The sequence below is a fragment of the Gilliamella sp. B3801 genome, assembly GCF_026536645.1.
GTDB lineage: Bacteria > Pseudomonadota > Gammaproteobacteria > Enterobacterales > Orbaceae > Gilliamella > Gilliamella apicola_I.
This window is the reverse complement of sequence record NZ_JAFNNR010000007.1, coordinates 102255-123795: the sequence shown is the minus strand read 5'-3', so window position 1 is coordinate 123795 and position 21541 is coordinate 102255. Positions and strand designations below refer to the sequence as shown.

16 protein-coding genes are annotated in these 21541 nt (G+C 35.5%); 10 read left to right on the top strand and 6 right to left on the bottom strand.

What is annotated here, in order from left to right; all coding sequences use genetic code 11:
- The first annotated feature begins 8 nt into the window (after positions 1-8).
- The 9 genes from parC to tuf all read left to right on the top strand — a co-directional run bounded on the left by parC (position 9) and on the right by tuf (position 12826).
- Positions 9-2237, top strand: a complete 2229-nt coding sequence (parC, locus tag J3U14_RS08015; RefSeq protein WP_267351132.1) for a DNA topoisomerase IV subunit A — start codon at positions 9-11, stop codon at positions 2235-2237.
- Between the two features lies 1 nt (position 2238).
- Positions 2239-3090, top strand: coding sequence for a co-chaperone DjlA (djlA, locus tag J3U14_RS08010; RefSeq protein WP_220216063.1), 852 nt, complete (start codon positions 2239-2241; stop codon positions 3088-3090).
- A 14-nt stretch (positions 3091-3104) separates the two neighbouring features.
- The gene (locus J3U14_RS08005; protein WP_065559645.1) at positions 3105-4547 is read left to right on the top strand and encodes a TrkH family potassium uptake protein; all 1443 of its coding nucleotides are present in this window, start codon (positions 3105-3107) and stop codon (positions 4545-4547) included.
- 142 nt (positions 4548-4689) lie between these two features.
- The gene (locus tag J3U14_RS08000; protein ID WP_416380149.1) at positions 4690-6258 is read left to right on the top strand and encodes a TerC family protein; all 1569 of its coding nucleotides are present in this window, start codon (positions 4690-4692) and stop codon (positions 6256-6258) included.
- Positions 6259-6800: 542 nt separating this feature from the next.
- Positions 6801-8111: an NCS2 family permease gene (locus J3U14_RS07995; RefSeq protein ID WP_220216065.1), complete on the top strand. Its 1311-nt coding sequence runs from the start codon at positions 6801-6803 to the stop codon at positions 8109-8111.
- Positions 8112-8413: 302 nt separating this feature from the next.
- Complete coding sequence (gene rpsL / locus J3U14_RS07990; protein ID WP_025316630.1) at positions 8414-8788, top strand: 30S ribosomal protein S12; 375 nt, start codon at positions 8414-8416, stop codon at positions 8786-8788.
- A gap of 99 nt (positions 8789-8887) precedes the next feature.
- Complete coding sequence (rpsG, locus tag J3U14_RS07985) at positions 8888-9358, top strand: 30S ribosomal protein S7 (protein ID WP_065559623.1); 471 nt, start codon at positions 8888-8890, stop codon at positions 9356-9358.
- Between the two features lie 109 nt (positions 9359-9467).
- Positions 9468-11573, top strand: a complete 2106-nt coding sequence (gene fusA / locus J3U14_RS07980) for an elongation factor G (RefSeq protein WP_065559622.1) — start codon at positions 9468-9470, stop codon at positions 11571-11573.
- 68 nt (positions 11574-11641) lie between these two features.
- Positions 11642-12826 (top strand): elongation factor Tu, encoded by a 1185-nt coding sequence (tuf, locus tag J3U14_RS07975; RefSeq protein WP_065558713.1) that lies wholly within the window; start codon positions 11642-11644, stop codon positions 12824-12826.
- 129 nt (positions 12827-12955) lie between these two features.
- On the opposite strand, the gene J3U14_RS07970 is transcribed toward tuf, so the two are convergent.
- The 3 genes from J3U14_RS07970 to J3U14_RS07960 all read right to left on the bottom strand — a co-directional run bounded on the left by J3U14_RS07970 (position 12956) and on the right by J3U14_RS07960 (position 17340).
- Entirely contained in the window at positions 12956-14353 is a 1398-nt protein-coding gene (locus tag J3U14_RS07970) for an RtcB family protein (RefSeq protein ID WP_267349886.1), read from the bottom strand.
- Between the two features lie 440 nt (positions 14354-14793).
- Positions 14794-15678, bottom strand: a complete 885-nt coding sequence (locus tag J3U14_RS07965) for a DNA adenine methylase (RefSeq protein ID WP_267349888.1) — start codon at positions 15676-15678, stop codon at positions 14794-14796.
- Positions 15679-15681: 3 nt separating this feature from the next.
- Positions 15682-17340 carry an ATP-dependent nuclease gene (locus tag J3U14_RS07960; RefSeq protein ID WP_267349889.1) on the bottom strand — a complete coding sequence of 553 codons (1659 nt, stop codon included), beginning with the start codon at positions 17338-17340 and terminating at the stop codon, positions 15682-15684.
- 349 nt (positions 17341-17689) lie between these two features.
- Between J3U14_RS07960 and J3U14_RS07955 the strand changes: the two genes are divergently transcribed.
- Positions 17690-19096, top strand: a complete 1407-nt coding sequence (locus J3U14_RS07955) for a ParB N-terminal domain-containing protein (protein ID WP_267349891.1) — start codon at positions 17690-17692, stop codon at positions 19094-19096.
- A 44-nt stretch (positions 19097-19140) separates the two neighbouring features.
- Here the strand turns inward: J3U14_RS07955 and J3U14_RS07950 are convergent, their stop codons facing one another.
- From J3U14_RS07950 to J3U14_RS07940, 3 genes are all read right to left on the bottom strand, one after another.
- Positions 19141-19839 (bottom strand): JAB domain-containing protein, encoded by a 699-nt coding sequence (locus tag J3U14_RS07950; RefSeq protein WP_267349893.1) that lies wholly within the window; start codon positions 19837-19839, stop codon positions 19141-19143.
- Between the two features lie 290 nt (positions 19840-20129).
- Positions 20130-20567, bottom strand: a complete 438-nt coding sequence (locus J3U14_RS07945) for a hypothetical protein (RefSeq protein ID WP_267349895.1) — start codon at positions 20565-20567, stop codon at positions 20130-20132.
- Positions 20554-21390: a PAAR domain-containing protein gene (locus tag J3U14_RS07940; protein WP_267349897.1), complete on the bottom strand. Its 837-nt coding sequence runs from the start codon at positions 21388-21390 to the stop codon at positions 20554-20556. Before J3U14_RS07940 ends, J3U14_RS07945 begins: the two co-directional genes overlap by 14 nt.
- Positions 21391-21541 lie beyond the last annotated feature (151 nt).

The window sequence follows — 21541 nt, the reverse complement described above, 5'->3', positions numbered from 1 at the left end:
GAACAACAATGAGTGAGATAACTCATGACGGAGTAGAAGTTCAGTCGCTACGTACCTTTACAGAAAGCGCTTATTTAAACTACTCTATGTATGTCATTATGGATCGTGCACTACCTTTTATTGGTGACGGTTTAAAACCAGTGCAACGCCGTATCGTTTATGCCATGTCAGAATTAGGGCTTAACGCTCAGGCTAAATTTAAAAAATCAGCACGTACTGTCGGTGACGTTTTAGGTAAATATCATCCACATGGTGATAGCGCCTGTTATGAAGCAATGGTACTGATGGCACAACCATTTTCTTACCGTTATCCATTAGTTGACGGACAAGGTAACTGGGGAGCGCCAGATGATCCAAAATCCTTTGCTGCAATGCGTTATACCGAATCACGCCTATCTAAATATGCCGAACTACTATTAGGCGAATTAGGACAAGGTACGGTCGATTACACCCCTAATTTTGACGGTACATTACAAGAACCAAAAATGTTACCGGCCAGATTACCGAATATTCTATTAAATGGTACTACGGGCATTGCTGTTGGGATGGCGACCGACATCCCACCCCATAATATTCGTGAAGTGGCCAATGCAGCGATTATGCTGGCAGATAATCCGAAAGCTACGCTAAGCGAAGTGATGGCTCACATACAAGGGCCTGACTTTCCAACTGAAGCAGAAATCATCACCCCACCACAAGATATAGAAAAAATCTATAAGACGGGACGTGGCTCAATTCGGATGCGCGCTGTATGGAAAAAAGAAGAAGGCGATATCGTTATCACTGATCTGCCACATCAAGTTTCTGGTGCGAAAATTTTAGAGCAAATTGCCTCGCAAATGCGTGCCAAAAAATTACCATTAATTGAAGATTTACGTGATGAATCTGATCATGAGAATCCAACACGACTCGTCATTGTACCTCGCTCTAATCGTGTTGACTTAGAACAGGTCATGAATCACCTGTTTGCCACAACCGATCTGGAAAAAAGCTATCGGGTCAATATGAATATGATTGGGCTAGACAATCGCCCATCCGTCAAAGGGTTAGTTGAGATTTTAACTGAATGGTTAGAATACCGTCGTAATACGGTAACCAGACGTTTAAACTACCGTTTAGACAAAGTATTAAAACGCCTTCATATTTTAGACGGTTTACTTATCGCCTTTTTGAATATCGATGAAGTCATTAATATTATTCGCTATGAAGACGATCCTAAAACAGAGTTAATGCAACGGTTTAATTTAACTGAAATCCAATCTGAAGCGATTTTAGAGTTAAAACTTCGCCATTTAGCTAAACTTGAAGAGATGCGTATCAAAGGTGAGCAAAGTGATCTCGCTAAAGAGCGTGATCAGCTGCAAGCATTACTCGGTTCGCCTAGAAAATTGAATAGTTTAATTAAAAAAGAGCTTCAACAAGACGCTGATAAATACGGGGATGAACGCCGTTCTCCAATTGTTGAACGCAGTGAAGCAAAAGCCATTACCGAACAAGAACTAATACCGTCAGAACCGGTGACCATTGTTTTATCTGAAATGGGTTGGGTAAGAGCGGCTAAAGGTCATGATATTGATCCAACTGGACTGAGTTACAAAGCTGGCGATAGTTTTAAAGCGGCCGCAAAAGGAAAAAGTAATCAACCTGTGGTATTTATTGACTCTACGGGCCGTAGCTATGCTATTGAACCCAATACATTACCTTCAGCGCGAGGACAAGGCGAACCACTTACGGGTAAATTAGCATTACCTGCTGGTGCAAGTGTTGAGCATGTTTTGATGTCAGCGAATGACAATCAAAAATTTTTACTTGCCTCAAGTGCGGGGTATGGATTTATATGTCAATTTAGTGATTTAGTCGCACGTAACCGAAATGGTAAAGCCATAATTAATCTACCGAATAATGCGAAAGTACTCACGCCTATTGAAATTTCAAATGATGAAAGCTTACTTTTATCCATTACCCAAGCAGGACGGATGCTTATTTTCCCTGTAAAAGATCTTCCTGAACTGGCAAAAGGCAAAGGAAACAAAATAATCTCATTATCCAATGCAGATGACAGCCTTGCTTATATGATTTTAATTACACCGGAAACATCCATCACCTTATATGTTGGCAAACGCAAACTTACCCTAAATCCTGTTGATTTACAAAAATTTAGGGCAGAACGTGCTCGTAAAGGTAGCGCTTTACCACGTGGACTACAAAAAATAGATCGAATTGAGGTAAACAAATAGTATGTCTTTTATTTGGGCGATTATTACAGGCTTTGTATTAAGCATTGTATTAAAATCGGGATGGGGTTATTTACTTGGATTTTTTGTTGGTCCAATGCTCTATCAAACCCTTTGTAACAAGTTAAACCAGCAAAGAACGCAAACTAATCCAACTTTATATTTAACCATTGTTTTTGAAGTACTTGGTCATCTCAGTAAAGCAAAAGGCGTGGTCACACAAGATGACATCAATCTTGCACGCCATTTTATGGATAGACTACAACTTGATAGCAACAGTCGACGACTTGCGCAAGACTCATTTAATCGAGGTAAAGCTGCGGATTACCCTCTTCGAGCTCGTTTAAAAGAGATATATATTCAATACCGCTTTCGACGTAATGTGTTAAATATTTTTTGTGAACAACTCATTCAAGCGGCACTGGTTGATGGTCATTTAGATGAAAAAGAGTCACAAATATTGTATATTGTGGCAGAAGAATTTAATATTCCTCGTCAACAAATGACCATGTATATTAAAATGATGATGGGAAGCTACCATTTTCGTCAAAATGGTTATCACCAAAATCAATACCAAGATCAGCATTACCAATATCAACAAAATCATCAACATCAGGGCTATCAAGGTCGTTCAGCACAATCAGATCTACAAAATGCATACAAAATTTTAGGTATCGAATCATCAGCCGAAATTACAGAAATAAAAAAAGCATATCGAAAACTAATGAATGAGCATCATCCCGATAAGTTAGTGTCAAAAGGCTTACCTAAAGAGATGCTTGAAGCTGCCAAAAAACGCGCTCAAGAGATTCAAGCTGCTTATGATCTCATAAAAGTATCGCGCGGATTTAAATAGAGACAACAACGATGATGCATTGGCGTTCAATTATTCGAATTGTAGGATTATTGATAACATTATTATCTGTTTTCATGTTATTACCTGCTCTAGTCGCATTAATTTATCGTGATGGCGCTGGTGCGATATTTCTTCGTTCTTTTTTTGCTGCCTTGATTTTAGGCGGCTTATTGTGGTTACCAAATCGACACCAACGTCACGAACTTAACACCCGTGAAGGTTTTTTTATTGTGGTGCTATTTTGGGTTGTGTTAGGCACTATTGGCGCTTTTCCATTTATTTTTGATAATCACATCAATTTAAATTTAACAACAGCATTTTTCGAATCCTTTTCTGGTCTAACAACAACGGGGGCAACCACCATTGTCAAGTTAGACCATTTACCTAAAGCATTACTGTTTTATCGACAATTACTGCAATGGCTTGGCGGAATGGGGATAATCGTGTTAGCGGTTGCTATCCTACCGTTATTGGGTGTTGGGGGGATGCAACTTTATCGTGCTGAAATTCCCGGCCCACAAAAAGACAGTAAAATGCGACCACGTATTGCCGAAACAGCAAAAACCCTTTGGTCTATCTATATTCTACTTACCACACTATGCGCAATCTGCTTGTGGTTTGCAGGCATGAATGTATTTGATGCTATCTCCCACAGCTTTTCAACGATTTCAATGGGGGGATTTTCCACCCATGATGATAATTTGGCTTACTTTAATAGCCCGGCAATCAACTATATTGTTACCCTATTTTTAATCTTATCTGGCTGTAACTTTGCGCTCCATTTTGCCGCATTAAGCGGTTTTTCAATAAAAGTTTACTGGCGAGACCAAGAGTTTAGAACATTTATTTTCATTCTATTAATACTGATCGCCATATGCGCAGTGGTTATCTTTTTCTATAAACCTCATCGCCTTAGTATTGATAAAATCATATTACAAGTCGTGTCCATATCATCGACAGCAGGATTTTCTGTAGATGATATTAATACTTGGCCTTCATCATTACCTATTTTTCTACTTTGTGCCTCGTTCATTGGCGGTTGTGCCGGTTCGACAGGAGGTGGCTTAAAAGTGGTCAGAGTACTACTTTTATTTATGCAAGGTTCGCGTGAGCTAAAACGATTAATCCATCCAAACGCTATCTATACCTTAAAACTAAATCATCGAGTTGTACCTGAACGAATTATCGAATCAGTTTGGGGATTCTTTTCTGCTTATGCTTTAGTTTTTCTAATTAGTTTATTTATCATCATGGCAACAGGCGTTGATGCAACCGACTCATTTTATATTGTTGCCTCTTCACTGAATAATTTAGGTGTTGGGCTTGGTAGTGTCAGTGATAATTTTGCCCATGTCAGTGATGTGGTGAGATGGGTGATGGTGGTCGATATGCTATTTGGACGACTAGAAATATTTACATTATTAGTCCTTTTTACACCAACATTTTGGCGAAGTTAACCTTAAACTCAACCACCCATAAAAATAAAACTTTTTGCCAAATTATGCAAAATTCATAAATATTTTATTGATTATTTAGTCAATTACATAGAAAATTAGAACGCAGCATGTGCTGTGTTTATTAGAGGTAATCACCTGACATATGGAATGGATCATGGATCCTACAATCTGGATTGGTTTATCCACCCTGATTGTACTTGAAATCGTCCTTGGTATTGATAACATTGTTTTTATTGCCATTCTTGCCGAGAAGCTTCCACCACACCAACGCGATAAAGCACGTATCACTGGTCTTGCTTTTGCATTAATTACTCGCATTATTTTATTAATGTTCACCGGTTGGTTAGTCACACTCACGACACCACTATTTACAGCGTTTGGTATTAGTTTCAATGCCCGCCAACTTATTATGTTAGTGGGAGGCATATTTTTACTGTTTAAAGCCACCATGGAACTCAATGAACGTCTTGAAGGTGCAGCTCACGAAGAAGGAAAATCGAAAAAAACCTCACACTTTTGGACTGTCGTTGTTCAAATCGTTATTTTAGATGCCGTGTTTTCTCTCGATTCTGTGATTACGGCAGTCGGTATGGTTGAAAATATTCCAGTCATGATTATTGCCGTTTGTGTGGCAATTTGCATTATGATGGTCGCAAGTAAACCGTTAGCCTATTTTGTCAATTCGCATCCCACCATTGTTATTCTTTGCTTGAGCTTTTTATTAATGATCGGCTTTAGTTTAGTTGCAGAAGGATTTGGTTTTGCCATTCCAAAAGGCTACTTATATGCCGCTATTGGTTTTTCAATCATGATTGAGTTTTTTAATCAGTTAGCCATATTCAATCGTCGTAAAGCATTGAATAAAAAACCATTGCGAGAACGGACTGCTGAAGCGATCTTACATCTACTGAAAGGCGATGTTGAAGAAGATCCGGATACTCACACAATTGATACCGTGTCAGATAACAATAAAAAAGAATCTGTCTTTAACCATCAAGAACTCAACATGGTTGAACGCGTCCTTGGACTGGCACAGCGATCGGTCAGCAGTATTATGACAGCAAGGTTAGATGTTGATATGGTTAATATCAATGACGACCGTGAAACAATTTTGAAAGAGATTTTTGAAAATCCTCATTCACGATTAGTCGTGACTGATAATGCGTCGATTGATGAACCTTTAGGCATTATTCAAGTTAACGACCTGTTAAAAGATGTTTTGCAAAATAAAGAGCCAATCGATATTAACGCTTTAATTAAGCAACCGCTAATCTTTCCCGAAACGGTATCGTTACTTGTTGCGTTAGAACAATTTAAAAAAGCCAAAACCCATTTTGCTTTTGTGGTTGATGAATTTGGTTCCATGCAAGGCGTGGTTTCAGTCACCGACATCATCGAAACTATCGCTGGCGATTTTCCAACCGAAGAGGAAGAAATTGACGCCAAACATGATATTCAATGTCTGGATGATAATACGTGGATTGCCAATGGCTATATTCCGGTTGAAGAGTTGGTTCGATTTGTCCCAATCCCAATTGATGATAAACGTGAATATCATACTCTTGCAGGATTATTGATGGAAAAAGCACAGCATTTACTTGAAGTCGGTGAGACCATGCAAATAGGTGATTACCTATTTGAAATAGCTGAAATTGAAAGCCATCGTATTTTAAAAGTTAAAATTACTCTGAACAAACTTGATTCAATTTAATGAACCAAGGGCATACTCCATCGTAACTCATTATTAATGAGTTACGATATCTTAAAAAACCATTCAATATTCTTTATCCTCATTAAAAATCCAACATTAGATGTTGAACAATTGGTTTTAAGGATTATTTTCGTTTTCTAACAAAACAATAACAAGTGATTAGATTTGTCTCCATTACGCTATAAACAGATGAGTTAACCCAAAACAGGGAAATACCTATCCTACTATCTATTTAAAGATGCTATAAAATACGCAGATAAATTATGATTAATTTAATCAGGATTTACTATTTCATCATCGCAACTTAATGACTATATGAAATTTACTATTAAAGTCAGTTTTTAATACAGGTATTTATCAATAAAGACTGAGCAGAATAATGCTTGACCTGTTAAAAGAACCAGTAATAATAATGCAGTGAATTTTGTACTGTATAAGCAAGCCAATCACCACAATTGTCACGCTTGACTAATGATAAGCAAAAATGTGGTCATGGCATTATACAAATATTCATTATTATTAACCTAACTAGGCCTTAACTTATGAATTCAATATTCGAAAAAATATTTCAATTGAAAGCAAAAAAAACCACCATTGGTACTGAAGTGATTGCAGGATGTACGACATTTCTTACTATGGTCTATATCATCTTTGTTAATCCTTCCATTTTGTCGGCAACAGGCATGGACACCTCAGCAGTATTTGTATTAACCTGTTTAGTAACAGCCTTTGCATCGATTTTAATGGGCATGTTTGCTAATTTACCGATAGCGTTGGCGCCTGCTATGGGACTCAATGTATTTTTTGCCTATGGCATGTGTGGCGCAATGGGCTATTCATGGCAAGTGGGAATGGGCGCTATATTTTGGGGATCGTTAATCTTTTTTGCACTATCTCTTTTTAAAGTTCGCCATTGGCTAATAGAACATATTCCACAATGTTTACGTGTTGGTATCAGTGCGGGTATTGGACTGTTTATTGCATTTATGGGCTTTCAAAATATGGGGATTGTGGTTAGTTCTCCATCAACATTATTAACCTTAGGCAATATTCTATCTCTTAAAGTCTTATTAGGTTCTCTGGGTTTTTTCATTATTATTATTTTAGCTGCGCGCAACTTCCATGCAGCGGTTTTAATCTCTATTCTCGTGGTCACATTGCTTGCTCTGTGGCTCGATCCTAATATTCATTATGAAGGCGTCGCCTCTATTCCACCAAGTGTTTCAAGCGTAGTCGGTCATGTTGATTTAGCCGGTTCGCTTAATATCGGTATAATGGGCGTGATATTTTCCGTCATGATCGTCAGCTTATTTGATTCATCAGGTACGATTTTAGCCTTGACCGACAAAGCTGGCATTTCAGACGAAAAAGGACGCTTTCCTAAAATGCGTCAAGCATTATTAATTGATAGTTTCAGCTCTTCACTTGGTGGGCTTTTTGGGACTTCATCAGTTCTCACTTACATTGAAAGTTCAGCGGGTATTTCCGTAGGTGGTCGCACCGGTTTAACTGCCGTTGTCGTTGGGATTTTATTTTTAATGATGACGTTCTTATCACCTTTAGCGCATTTAGTCCCGACTTATGCAACATCTGGCGCACTAATATTTGTGGGAATCTTAATGGTATCAAGTTTAGTGAAAGTTAACTGGTCTGATTTAACTGACGCAACGCCAGCCTTTATTACCGCATTAATGATGCCTTTTGCTTTCGCCATTACTGAAGGGGTTGCACTTGGTTTTATCTCTTATGTGGTATTAAAAACTTTTACCGGTAAATTTAAAGAACTCAATCTTTGTGTCATCATTTTTGCTGTACTATTTGCACTTAAATTTATCTTTATCGATCATCATTAATCGTCATTCCTCATCAATGCTATTGATGAGGAACTCCTCAATCTTTAACTAATATATGCCCCTTTCAGTTGGCGTAAGCTTGAAAAAGTGAAACTTTTTATTACTCATTTATTGGGCATTTTCTTACCAATGAATAAAGTCTATGTTCGATAGTTAAATGCGAGCAAAAACTTGACATTATCCTTGTTGAGGTCTAGAATCTTGCGACCCAAAACTTATATATTTAGGTTTTGGTCTACAGTTATTAATTACGTATCTAAAATGCAATTTTAAATTTATTTTAATTAATCAGGAGCTTATTAATGGCAACAATTAATCAGCTGGTACGCAAACCAAGAGCACTTAAGGAAGTTAAAAGTAACGTTCCTGCACTTGAAGCATGCCCGCAAAAACGCGGTGTTTGTACTCGTGTTTACACGACTACACCGAAAAAACCTAACTCAGCATTACGTAAAGTATGCCGTGTACGTTTAACCAACGGTTTTGAAGTGACTTCTTATATCGGAGGTGAAGGTCATAACTTGCAAGAACATAGCGTGATTTTAATCCGCGGTGGTCGTGTTAAAGATTTACCTGGTGTTCGTTATCACACTGTTCGTGGTGCATTAGACTGCGCAGGTGTTAAGGATCGCAAACAAAGCCGTTCTAAATACGGTGTAAAACGACCTAAAGCTTAATGGAACTCCGTTAAGTAAGGCCAAACTATATAATTCCATTTAACTCATTTGAGTTTTGGGTAAACCTGAAAATTTATAACATATAAACGGAGTATTCCAATGCCACGTCGTCATGTTGTCGGTCAAAGAAAAATTCTACCTGATCCGAAGTTCGGTTCAGATTTGCTGGCGAAATTTGTAAATATTTTAATGATAGATGGTAAAAAATCTATCGCAGAATCAATCGTATATTCAGCTCTTGATAAATTAGCTGAGCGTAGTGGAAAAGACCACTTAGCAGCTTTCGAAGTTGCACTAGATAACGTAAGACCAACTGTAGAAGTTAAGTCTCGTCGCGTTGGTGGTTCTACATACCAAGTTCCTGTTGAAGTGCGCCCTGTTCGTCGTAATGCACTTGCAATGCGTTGGATTGTAGAAGCTGCTCGTAAACGTGGCGATAAATCAATGGCTCTACGCCTTGCGAATGAACTTATGGATGCTTTTGAAAACAAAGGCACTGCTGTGAAAAAACGCGAAGATGTTCATCGTATGGCTGAGGCTAATAGAGCGTTTGCACACTATCGTTGGTAATCTTTCCACTGGTATTAAGTGGCTTGAAATTAGACTGACAGCACATATCTACTGTCAGTCAACCTAAATGATATTTTATTAAGCAAACGATTCTAAATAGAGGATTAATATGGCTCGTACAACCCCTATAGCACGCTACCGTAATATCGGTATCAGTGCACATATTGACGCAGGTAAAACGACAACTACTGAACGTATTTTGTTTTACACTGGCGTAAGTCACAAAATTGGTGAGGTTCATGATGGCGCAGCTACCATGGACTGGATGGAACAAGAACAAGAACGTGGTATTACTATCACGTCTGCGGCTACAACTGCATTCTGGTCTGGTATGGGACAACAATTTGAACCACACCGTATCAATATCATCGACACCCCGGGACACGTTGACTTCACCATCGAAGTTGAACGTTCTATGCGTGTTCTTGATGGTGCAGTAATGGTTTACTGTGCGGTTGGTGGTGTTCAACCTCAATCAGAAACAGTATGGCGCCAAGCTAACAAATATAAAGTTCCGCGTATCGCATTTGTAAACAAAATGGATCGTATGGGTGCTAACTTCTTACGTGTAGTTGAGCAAATCAAAACACGTTTAGCGGCAGTGCCTGTTCCATTAGTATTACCAATCGGTGCTGAAGAAGGCTTTACTGGTGTTGTTGATTTACTTAAACGTAAAGCAATTAACTGGAATGATGCAGACCAAGGTACAACCTTTACTTATGAAGATGTACCAGCTGATATGGTTGAGCAAGTTGAAGAATGGCGTGCAAACTTAATCGAAGCGGCAGCAGAAGCTAACGAAGAGTTAATGGAAAAATACCTAGGTGGTGATGAGTTAACTGAAGAAGAAGTTAAAAAAGCACTACGTGAACGCGTACTTGCTAACGAAATCATCTTGGTAACATGTGGTAGTGCATTTAAAAATAAAGGCGTTCAGTTCATGCTTGACGCAGTTATTGAGTATTTACCTGCACCAACCGATGTTCCTGCGATTAAAGGTGAATTACAAAATGGTGAACCAGCAGAACGTCATTCAAGTGATGATGAACCATTTGCTGCACTTGCATTTAAAATTGCAACTGACCCATTTGTTGGTAACTTAACCTTCTTCCGCGTTTACTCTGGTGTAGTTAACTCTGGTGACTCAGTACTTAACTCAGTTAAAGATCGTAAAGAACGCTTTGGTCGTATCGTACAGATGCATGCGAACAAACGTGAAGAAATCAAAGAAGTTCGTGCGGGTGACATTGCAGCAGCAATCGGTCTTAAAGATGTCACAACTGGTGATACGCTTTGTGCTGAAAATTCACCAATTATTCTTGAAAGAATGGAATTCCCTGAGCCGGTTATCTCGGTTGCAGTTGAACCAAAAACTAAAGCTGACCAAGAAAAAATGGGTATTGCTTTAGGTCGTTTGGCAAAAGAAGATCCATCATTCCGTGTCTGGACTGATGAAGAATCAAACCAAACTATCATTGCTGGTATGGGTGAATTACATCTTGAAATCATCGTAGACCGTATGAAACGTGAATTTAACGTTGAAGCGAATGTCGGTAAACCTCAAGTTGCTTACCGTGAAACAATTCGTACAACAGTTAAAGACATCGAAGGAAAACATGCAAAACAATCTGGTGGTCGTGGTCAATACGGTCATGTTGTTATCGACATGTATCCATTAGAAGCGGGTGGTGCTGGTTACGAATTTGTTAACGAAATCAAAGGTGGGGTAATTCCGGGTGAATTTATTCCTGCAGTAGATAAAGGTATCCAAGAGCAATTGAAATCAGGGCCTTTAGCTGGCTATCCTGTTGTGGATCTCGGTGTGCGTTTACATTTTGGTTCTTACCATGATGTCGACTCATCCGAAATTGCCTTTAAACTTGCCGCATCAATGGCATTTAAAGAAGGCTTCATGAAAGCTAAACCTGTGCTTTTAGAACCAATTATGAAAGTAGAAGTTGAAACCCCTGAAGATTATATGGGTGACGTTATCGGTGACTTAAACCGTCGTCGTGGTATGATCGAAGGAATGGATGATACTGCAACAGGTAAAACTGTTCGTGCGCAAGTACCTCTTTCAGAAATGTTTGGCTATGCGACAGACCTTCGTTCACAAACACAAGGTCGTGCTTCTTACTCTATGGAGTTCTTGAAGTATAACGAAGCACCTTCAAACATCGTAACAGCAATTATTGAAGCTCGTAAAGCGAAATAATTATTTATATAAATAAAGTAACACTTCCCTACAAAATGAGGGAAGTGATTTAATAAAGGAACATTAAGATGTCTAAAGAAAAATTTGAACGTACAAAACCCCACGTTAACGTTGGTACAATCGGCCACGTTGACCATGGTAAAACAACTTTAACTGCTGCAATTACTTCTGTTCTTGCTAAAAAATACGGTGGACAAGCTCGTGCATTCGATCAAATCGATAACGCACCAGAAGAAAAAGCACGTGGTATTACCATCAATACTTCACACGTTGAATACGATACACCAACTCGTCACTACGCACACGTAGACTGCCCAGGCCATGCTGACTATGTTAAAAACATGATCACTGGTGCAGCGCAAATGGACGGTGCTATTCTAGTAGTAGCAGCAACTGATGGTCCTATGCCACAAACTCGTGAGCACATCCTTTTAGGTCGTCAAGTAGGTGTTCCTTACATCATCGTATTCTTAAACAAATGTGATATGGTTGATGATGAAGAGTTATTAGAATTAGTTGAAATGGAAGTACGTGAACTTCTATCTCAATACGACTTCCCGGGTGATGATACACCAGTTATTCGTGGTTCAGCGTTAAAAGCGTTAGAAGGCGACGCAGCATGGGAAGACAAAATTGTTGAATTAGCGGAAGCGTTAGACACTTATATCCCAGAGCCACAACGTGACATCGACAAACCATTCCTATTACCAATTGAAGACGTGTTCTCAATTTCAGGTCGTGGTACAGTGGTAACAGGTCGTGTAGAAAGCGGTATTATCAAAGTTGGTGAAGATGTTGAAATCGTTGGTATCAAACCAACTGCAAAAACAACTTGTACTGGTGTTGAAATGTTCCGTAAATTATTAGACGAAGGTCGTGCTGGTGAAAACGTAGGTGTATTACTTCGTGGTACTAAACGTGAAGAAATCGAACGTGGTCAAGTATTAGCAAAACCAGGTTCAATCACCCCACATACTGATTTCGAATCAGAAGTGTATATCTTAAGTAAAGATGAAGGTGGTCGTCACACTCCATTCTTCAAAGGTTACCGTCCACAGTTCTACTTCCGTACAACTGACGTGACTGGTACAATCGAATTACCGGAAGGCGTAGAAATGGTAATGCCAGGCGATAACATCAAAATGTCAGTATCATTAATTCACCCAATCGCGATGGCAGAAGGTTTACGTTTTGCGATTCGTGAAGGTGGTCGTACAGTTGGTGCAGGTGTTGTTGCTAAGGTTATTAAATAATTTAAAACCTTTATCGCATCACCGATGCAAACAAGTAAAAAAGGCGTACATTGTACGCCTTTTTTATTTAAAATATTAATACCACAATGCTAAACCACACTAGCCAAAGCTAGCATGATTTTATCAAAATTATACTTTAAACGTTAACCACGGTTTAAGTTTAACCACTGTTTGAATCAAACCGGCGTTTTGTTGTGCTTCAATCACAGGTGTGATAGGTTTATAGGCTGTAGGGGCCTCTTCACGTAGCCGTTCTTCTTTTAAGGTAATACATTGCCATGGCAAATTAACCTTATCATATTCAACTTTTTTGCTACGCATAGCCTGTCGTCTTTCTGCTCGACCAGCACCGTGTGAACAAGACCATAACCAATCAGCATTACCTTTACCCACGGCCACATAAGAGTGATCACCCATTGAGCCAGGGATTAAAGCTATCTGACCAGCATAAGCCGGCGTTGCCCCTTTACGATGAATATTCATCTTTTGTTCAGGCAAAATGATATTGTGCGAAATGTCGACCACGAGTTGACTATCATCTTGATGAAAAATAGTTGAAAGCGATTTACGTATCAATTCGGTAATCACAATTCGATTAATCCAAGCATAACGGGCAGCAACGCCCATAGCTTGTAAATAGGCCTGTGCGTGACTATCTGTTAAACCAAACAATCCTGATTTTGGTTGCTTTTCATTAGTCGGCCATAAAGCTTTTGCTTTATCTTGCCAACGCTGACCAATGTAAAAACCAACATCACGCGATCCGGTATGAATCATGACGACGACACTATTTTTTTCAAGACCTAATTGATAAGCTAAATGTCGATCGATAATATCATCAACAATTTGTAACTCGACAAAATGATTACCAGATCCGACAGTACCTAAACTCGCTGGGCGGATAATATCGCGCTTTTCAAAAAAGGCTTCAGGTGCATACTGACTATCTGCCTTAATTAAATGATTACCCGATATTTTATCAAGCTCTGCTTGTAACCGTTCATAATTAACTGAATTCCACAAACCTTGCTGTGGTAACTCCGATAACCATGCTGCAAGACCTTGATCAAATAATGCTTGAAAAGATTGCGGTGTAACAGGTACATCGCGTTCATCTTGCAATAACACACGTTTTAATTGTACGATAATTGTCGATTTTTGTTCACACACCTGATCAAAGCTTAAACCGGTGGTAAAAAGCCGCATACCGCAATTAATATCAGTACCAATTGCTGCAGGAATAATTAAATCCTGCGTAGTAGCAACAATACTACCAACAGGAGCAACCGCACCTGGATGAAAATCAGGTGTAGCACGAGCCATGCAAACTTTCCCTACACTATTAGGGACGTTCACTGATGCAAAGTTCAGAAGCTGTTCTACCGCTTTTTGCTCTAATGGCAATGGACTCGGTAACAAAATCTGAGCAGATGTATTTTCTTTATTTAAAGTATAAATATCATTATTAAAATGACTTTCAATCCCAAGACAGGACAAACGTTTTTGTAAACGGGAAAATGTAGACATAATAGCCACCTAGAAAACAATAAAAAAGCGTCTCCTCAAATTGAGAAGATAATTACTGTTTACCTGCAGCAGCACTATTCAGGAAAGCGGGCGAATTCTATACCAAGTTTATGGGGTTGTAAAGTGACTCAGTATAATTTTTAAAGCTAAAAAGGGGATTTTCGGAAATATGAAAAGCTAAGATGGCTTTATCAATATTTATTTACGTTTTCCGAACACAAACCAAATTTAGCCAAATATTTGTTAAGCGATCGGCATCATTACTGCGTTTTTTTGGTTCTTGAGACGGCAAAAAAATTGTACTTTCAATATGTCATGTTCTATGTCTAAAAAAATAATCCCTTTTTTCTAAAATATATCATAAGGTTAGATAGTTAAAAAATTCTAATTAAGATTGCAGTAGTATGTTATTTATATTTGAATAGTATTGAGTTTCTATTTCAAATTTTACAACGTGTTAAAATAATTTTTGAATAACTGTTAATTCGTATTTTAGGGCTAGCAAATAAATATTCAGTGGCCTTTATTTTATTTTGAGCCGAGTATGATAATTGATATTGAAATTTTTGTAACTCAGGATATTTAGAATAAATATCATAAATTTTTTCAGTATAGTCATAAGTTGTTATCCAATAATAATTATTTAAATTTGTAATTGCTTTAGCTAAATCAAAATGATCTTTTTCGTGATAAAAATTAGTATATAGCTTATTACCTTGAATAAAGTAGGGGGGATCAAAAAAAATAAAGCTATTTTTAGCGGAATACTTTTCATTGATTATTCTTATTAGGGCTAAAGCATCTTTTTGATATAGATCTATTCTGTTTTTTTCTTCTGCTATAGATATAATTTTGTTAATAATATCAACCTTATTAAAACGACAGTCTAATTTATAATTGCCTTTTTGATTATATCCGCCTGTTGGACCTGCATTAATAATGCCACTACGATTTGTTCTGTTCAAAAACAATGTTGAAAATCCATTAAGTAAGCTATTTCTAAAATTCTTATTTTTTTCATGTATATTTTTTTGTTCATACCATGAATCAATAGTAATTGGTGTATTTTCAATTAATGAGATCAATTTATCTGTGTGATTTAAAATGGAATACCATATTGAATAAATAGATTTATCATAATCATTAAGAACAATTCTTTTAACTTGATTTGTTAATAATAATTCAATAGCGATACCTGCTCCGCCTGAAAAAGGTTCAATATAGGTACAATTTTTTAAATTGTTAATGTCAATCAAATTAGCAACAAAAGAAGCTAATTGACTTTTACCACCAGGATACCTCAATGGTGATTTTATTTTAGGCATAGATTACTCCACTAAATTGCCATTTAACTTTTTAAATTTTCTAAAATATGAGGACTTAAATAATTTTATAAAATTATTTATAATTTCTTCATTATCTCTAGCCCAAAAATCGAACAGATAATTAATATAATATTTATTATCGTTAAACCAACATTTTTTCTTGTGTAAATCATTTTTACAGTTTTTGTATTTATCAGAATCAATTCCATCATTAATTAGAAGACTTTTTTGCCAATTATTTTTTAAAGATATATTATGAAAGAAGAAACTGTGATCTTCTGGTAAATTGGAAAAATAATCCCATATTATCTCTTCAATTGCTTCATTATTATTAGATGGTAATGTAAATATGTCTCCACATTCTACGTCAACTGTAATAGGAAAATCTTTAATTTTTTCCTGTAAACTTTCTTTATTTTCTCTTTTGCTTACATCAGGATCCAGGATAGTGATATAATCTTGATAAATTTCAAAATGGGACGTAATTAAATTTATTATATGACCCCATGACATATTAACATCTAATAACTTTATCTGGTAAGGTTCTTTATTTATTGGGAGTGCTAATATTTTTTGTAAAAACCATCTTGCAATTTCATCTTCACTAAAAATAAAAACAGGTTTAATTGGTTGAACACTATTTAAATTAAGATAATTATTTGTAAGCTCCAATCTATAATATTCTTTTCCTTGATTTTTAACTTCATAGCATGTATTTCCTTTCTTTATTAAATAAGCAATTTTAATTTGATTTCTCTTTTCCTTTTGTTGATAATCACTAATATGCTCAAGTAAAGATAAACTATGAGTTGTAAATACAATTTGTAAATCTAATTCTTTCGCTTGCTGAAATAAATAATCAAATAATTTCATTTGTGCTGCAGGATGTAATGTTGCATCTAATTCATCAATTAAAACTAACCCACCATGGTAATCTTGACTGTAATTATTTTTTAATTCTTTGAAAGAGAGAATAGTTAATATTATTTGACTTAAATTATCTTGTCCTGATGAATTAGCTATAGGTGAAAATTTTGTATTTTTTATACCTAATTTTTTCTTGGGATATTCCCGAATACTTAATGAAGTTGCATGCGCATCTTCGCCATATTTTTGATTCATTATTTGTTCATGTAAACTAATTAACTCATTACTTGAAGGAATTTGTTTTTTATATGTTCCTGTTTGTTTTGATTCCCCTATAGGAAATAACCGCGATAATCCAAGATAATAAGAGGGATGTTTGATTTTTTGTTCAGTTTGGCGAGTTTCTTGTTTTTTGGGAATTAGCCTAAACCTTTTTTTATCTTTCACATTCGATCCAACCTTTTGAAAAGTGGTTCTAAAAATCAAACTTTCTACGTAAATATCATCTTTTGTTGATTTCGGTAAATCTTTAAAATTTATGATGACCTTTTCTCCAGGTGAATCATAATTTTCATCACCAATGATTATATCTTTAAAATCACCACGGAATGCAGAGCCGTTTAAATGCGTCGCAATGGAGCTTTTTAATTCGCAACAGTTACTTAAAATTGCAAGAATTGTAGATTTTCCAATACCGTTCTGCCCAGAAATACAAGTGATATAATCTCCTAATTGTAACTTAAATTCCTCTTGAAAAGCTCTAAACTCCTTAATTGATATACTCGTAATCTTCATTTCTGATCCTTATAATAATATTATAAAATTTTTTACTTATTTAGGTATTTTTTATGTTTTAGGCGTAATACGTTTTATTTCACAATATTCTTAATTAAAAAACTTTTCTAATAAAATATTAATTTATATTTTCTTTACTTAAATTCTATGAGCGTTATCAGCTTACAAAAAAATAATTTTTATAATTATTTATTAGAACTGCGCTTATTGAATTGTAAATAATTATTTTTTCATAAATATAATATAGTAGATGTCTATATAATATAATTACTACAAAATTTTATATATTATATATGAATGTAAGTAAAAATAAGTATAATAATTAATTATTGAATTTTAGGGTAAATGTATGGAAAGAATCAATTATAGCTCTTGGAATAGATTATCTTTATCAGTATCTAATCTTAAACTTGATAAAGAAAATCCACGGATCCCAGCTTACATTTCAACAAGAACAGCTGAAGAAATTTTTTCATATTTATTTGAATATGAAAAAATTGACAGACTAGCTGAAAAAATAGTTGAAAAAGGTTTTATTAGTCATGATCCAATTTATGTTATAAAAGAAAAAAAAAGTTATGTTGTTGTTGAAGGTAATCGAAGAGTATCTGCGCTTAAGTGTTTGTTAGATCCTGCTCTTGTTCCTTCTTTATCTAAAAAGCGAAAATTCGAAAAATTAAAAAATAAGTTAGGTCAAGATCTGATAGAGAAAATTGACGTAATTGTGGCTCCTTCACGAATTGAAGTTCAAAATGTGTTATTTGAACTTCATGCAGAAGGTAAATTGCAATGGAATAGGCAACAAAAAAATCAGTTTATCGCTAGTATTGGTGTAAATAGTAATGAATCTATTGAAGAAATTGCAGCTCGTTTTAATGTTAAACCTTCAGAAATTCAAGATGCTGTTCAAGAGTATTATTTAGAACGTTATTTTACAGAGCTAAAACTACCAACCGATATTGAAGAAAAAGCTTTAAATGTAAATTTTGGTATTTCTATTATGTCCAGGTTAGTTAATTCTTCTTTTTTTAAAAGTTTAACTGGATTTAATGTAGAAAAAGGCAAATTACAAACAGCTATATCTAAATACAAGTTTGATTATTTACTGCGTAATTTTATTATTGATATTGTTAACAAAGAAATTGATTCTAGAAAGTTAAACAAAACTGTTGATATAGAAAAGTATATTCAAAGAATTTATGAGCAAATTTCAGATGAAGAAAGTGATGAAACTGTGGATTTTTCGCCTAAAATAAGTAAAAGTCAATCTGTTAATGCAAAATCACAATCAGTAAGTAAAAGTAAAAAAACTGTCAAATTCCTTATTCCACGAGAAAAACAATATCAAACAGGACTTCATAAATTAGATCTTTTAATTGAAGAAGCGCAAAGAATGCTATTGGATGTACATAAAACAGCAAGTGCTTTGTTACTTAGAACTATTTTAGAATTAACAACAGTGAGAGTGTTTGATATAAATAACAGTAAAAAACTATGCTTAAATGATAACGGACGAATTAAAAATTTATCCAATAATTTATCAACTTTAACTAAGAAAAGAGAATGGTTTCAAAATCAAGCCTATCTTTCAGATCTTGTTAGATTCATATCTTCAAATAATTCAGATTGGAATAGTCTTGACTCTTTAAATAGATATGCTCATGGTGAATATACTTTACCAGATAAGAACGTTCTTCAAGCTGTTTGGTTAATTACTGAGCCGCTTATTGAGATGTGTTGTTCTAAAGATATATAACTTTATATTTATTTTAGGAACATAAATTAGTAAATTAATAATTATTATGTTCCTATAACCCTCTCCACCGCCTTCACCGTAATCCCCAAAATCTTAGCAATATCTTCAACCGAAACACCTTTATCCAACAATGCATTAATCAGTATTTTCTTTTCAGTCTCTGATTTTTCTCGTCGTTCTTTTTCCGCTTTTGCTTTTTGTTGAGCTGTTTTTGTTTTATCCCTTTCAACAGCCAACTTTTCTTTAGCAATTAATTTTTCTTCCTTACGGATGCGTTCAACCACTTGATAAGTTGGGACGTATTTTAGGCTTTGCTCTAATTCGTCCATAAGTTTAGTACTGCGGAAGCTAATATAGGATTTAGGGGTGATGATTAGGTGGTCGATTAGGTCGATATTTAAAATACGGCCGACTTGAATTAGGCGATCGGTGATATCTTTATCGGCATCCGACGGCGTCAGTGATCCTGACGGGTGATTATGAACTAGTATCACCCGTGAGGCGTTTTTCATCACTGCAACACGAAATACATTCATCGGTTCAACGTCGACCGATTTATAACTGCCAAGCGCAATCAGTTCGATATACAGGATATAACCAGCTTGATTCATGCCAATCATCCAAAGATGTTCTTTTTCTTGGTCGATTTGGTTATCACGCAATAACACACGTTGCATAATGCTGTACACATCATCCGTGCTTTCAATATAGCGTTTATCATGCTTAGTCAGTTTAATATCCATCGTATCACCTTGTAAAATCAATTAAAAAATAATATAGCATATTTTTCTTAGGCTTAGCAGAAGTTAATTAATCTTTGTTATACCTGTGCTGGCATATTTTATGTTTACCTGATAGGTTCATCGTAAACTGCAATAACATTCATTTAGTATTTAGATTGGATTATAATTCTCCTAATTTTTATTATAAAACGCCTAAAATAACAGCATATAATTCAATATCAACAATCCAATCTAATAAGTTTAACAGTATAAAATAGTTGGGCAATTTTTTGGCTAGTTCTTGCAATTGATTATTGCTTCAATGCAAGCTTACTTCTTACTTTTTGCAACCCAATAATCGAATAATGACAGCATAATAAAATTGCCGGATAGATTATAAAATTAAGGGTTACCGCTGATGTGATGCCCAACAATCCCATAATAAGATCTAGATTAAAAATCACTTTTTTAGTATCTTCCATAACTAATATTGAGACAATAGGCGGCATTGCGGGAATTATAATACCAATTGGCACACCTAAAATGACTAATCCGAGTGGTCGTTTTATTTTATTTAAAAGAAAGATTGAAATCAGAATAAAACAGAAATAACACAAACCATAACATATCAAATAATATAATTCTGGTGTGCGATGTTTTGCGATAATCATTCGATAACACCATTGGTAACTTAGATAGTCACCGATAAAATTAAATAAGATGATAATGACTAAATTACTTATTTTCACTAGCTTGTCCTTTTTTATCTTCAATCTTTTTTACCGCTTCTTCCAAAGAGTCAGGTAATAAATAAAGTTCTTGTAGACCATATTCATCTAAAACAGATGAAATGGCATACGCACAATATGGGAAATAAAAAGGAGCAATTGCATAATTACCATTAATAATTCTTTTTTCAATATTCAGCGCTTGCTCTCGTGTTAATGTGATTTCACGTTGAGAAACATAATCACCATCTTCCGCATGGTATTTGATAAATTGTTCTATTGAAAAAGGGATGTCTCCATCATCATAAAAAGCTTCTGCTTGTCCTCGATATTGTCGCATGTAATCGCCATTAGGATCAAAAATTAAAGGAGTTTCACCTTTGATATGAATATAAAGTGCAGAATGTTTACCGAGTTGTGTGAAATTGTCCCATCTTGTAGTAAATAAATAAGCCTCTACATCTTGCTGACTATTTTTTTCCACTTCATTGCTTAAATTATTATTTAGGTCATTTTTTACAAAGGTATTTGTCATTGTAGCAAAATGACTACTGGGATTTTTTACACCAACAAAAATAGTACTTTTTGTTGCTATAATCTTATTATAACCAACTGGTGAACATTTACACGCAATGATGCAACCATCATAAGCAGCAGGTTTACCCGCTACGATAAAATTATCAGCACCTTCTATAATTTTTCCAGTACTTTTACATTTAGGACAGTAGGCATAATCCCCAAGACAAGCTACACCTTCAATTGCACAAAAACTTTGATCCGATGCTGAGATGATTTTGCCACCAGTCGTAGTGGTATCACCTAGAACGGCTATCTGTTTACTCATAATGATTTATCTGTTGATTATTTAATCATATAATTGATTATATTGCATTAATTAACCGAATAGCAACACTATTTTATTGGGTTAATAGAGGATAAGAATAGGCGGTGTTAACAAACTATAGCTAAGTAGAGCGATGCAAACGTTACCATCT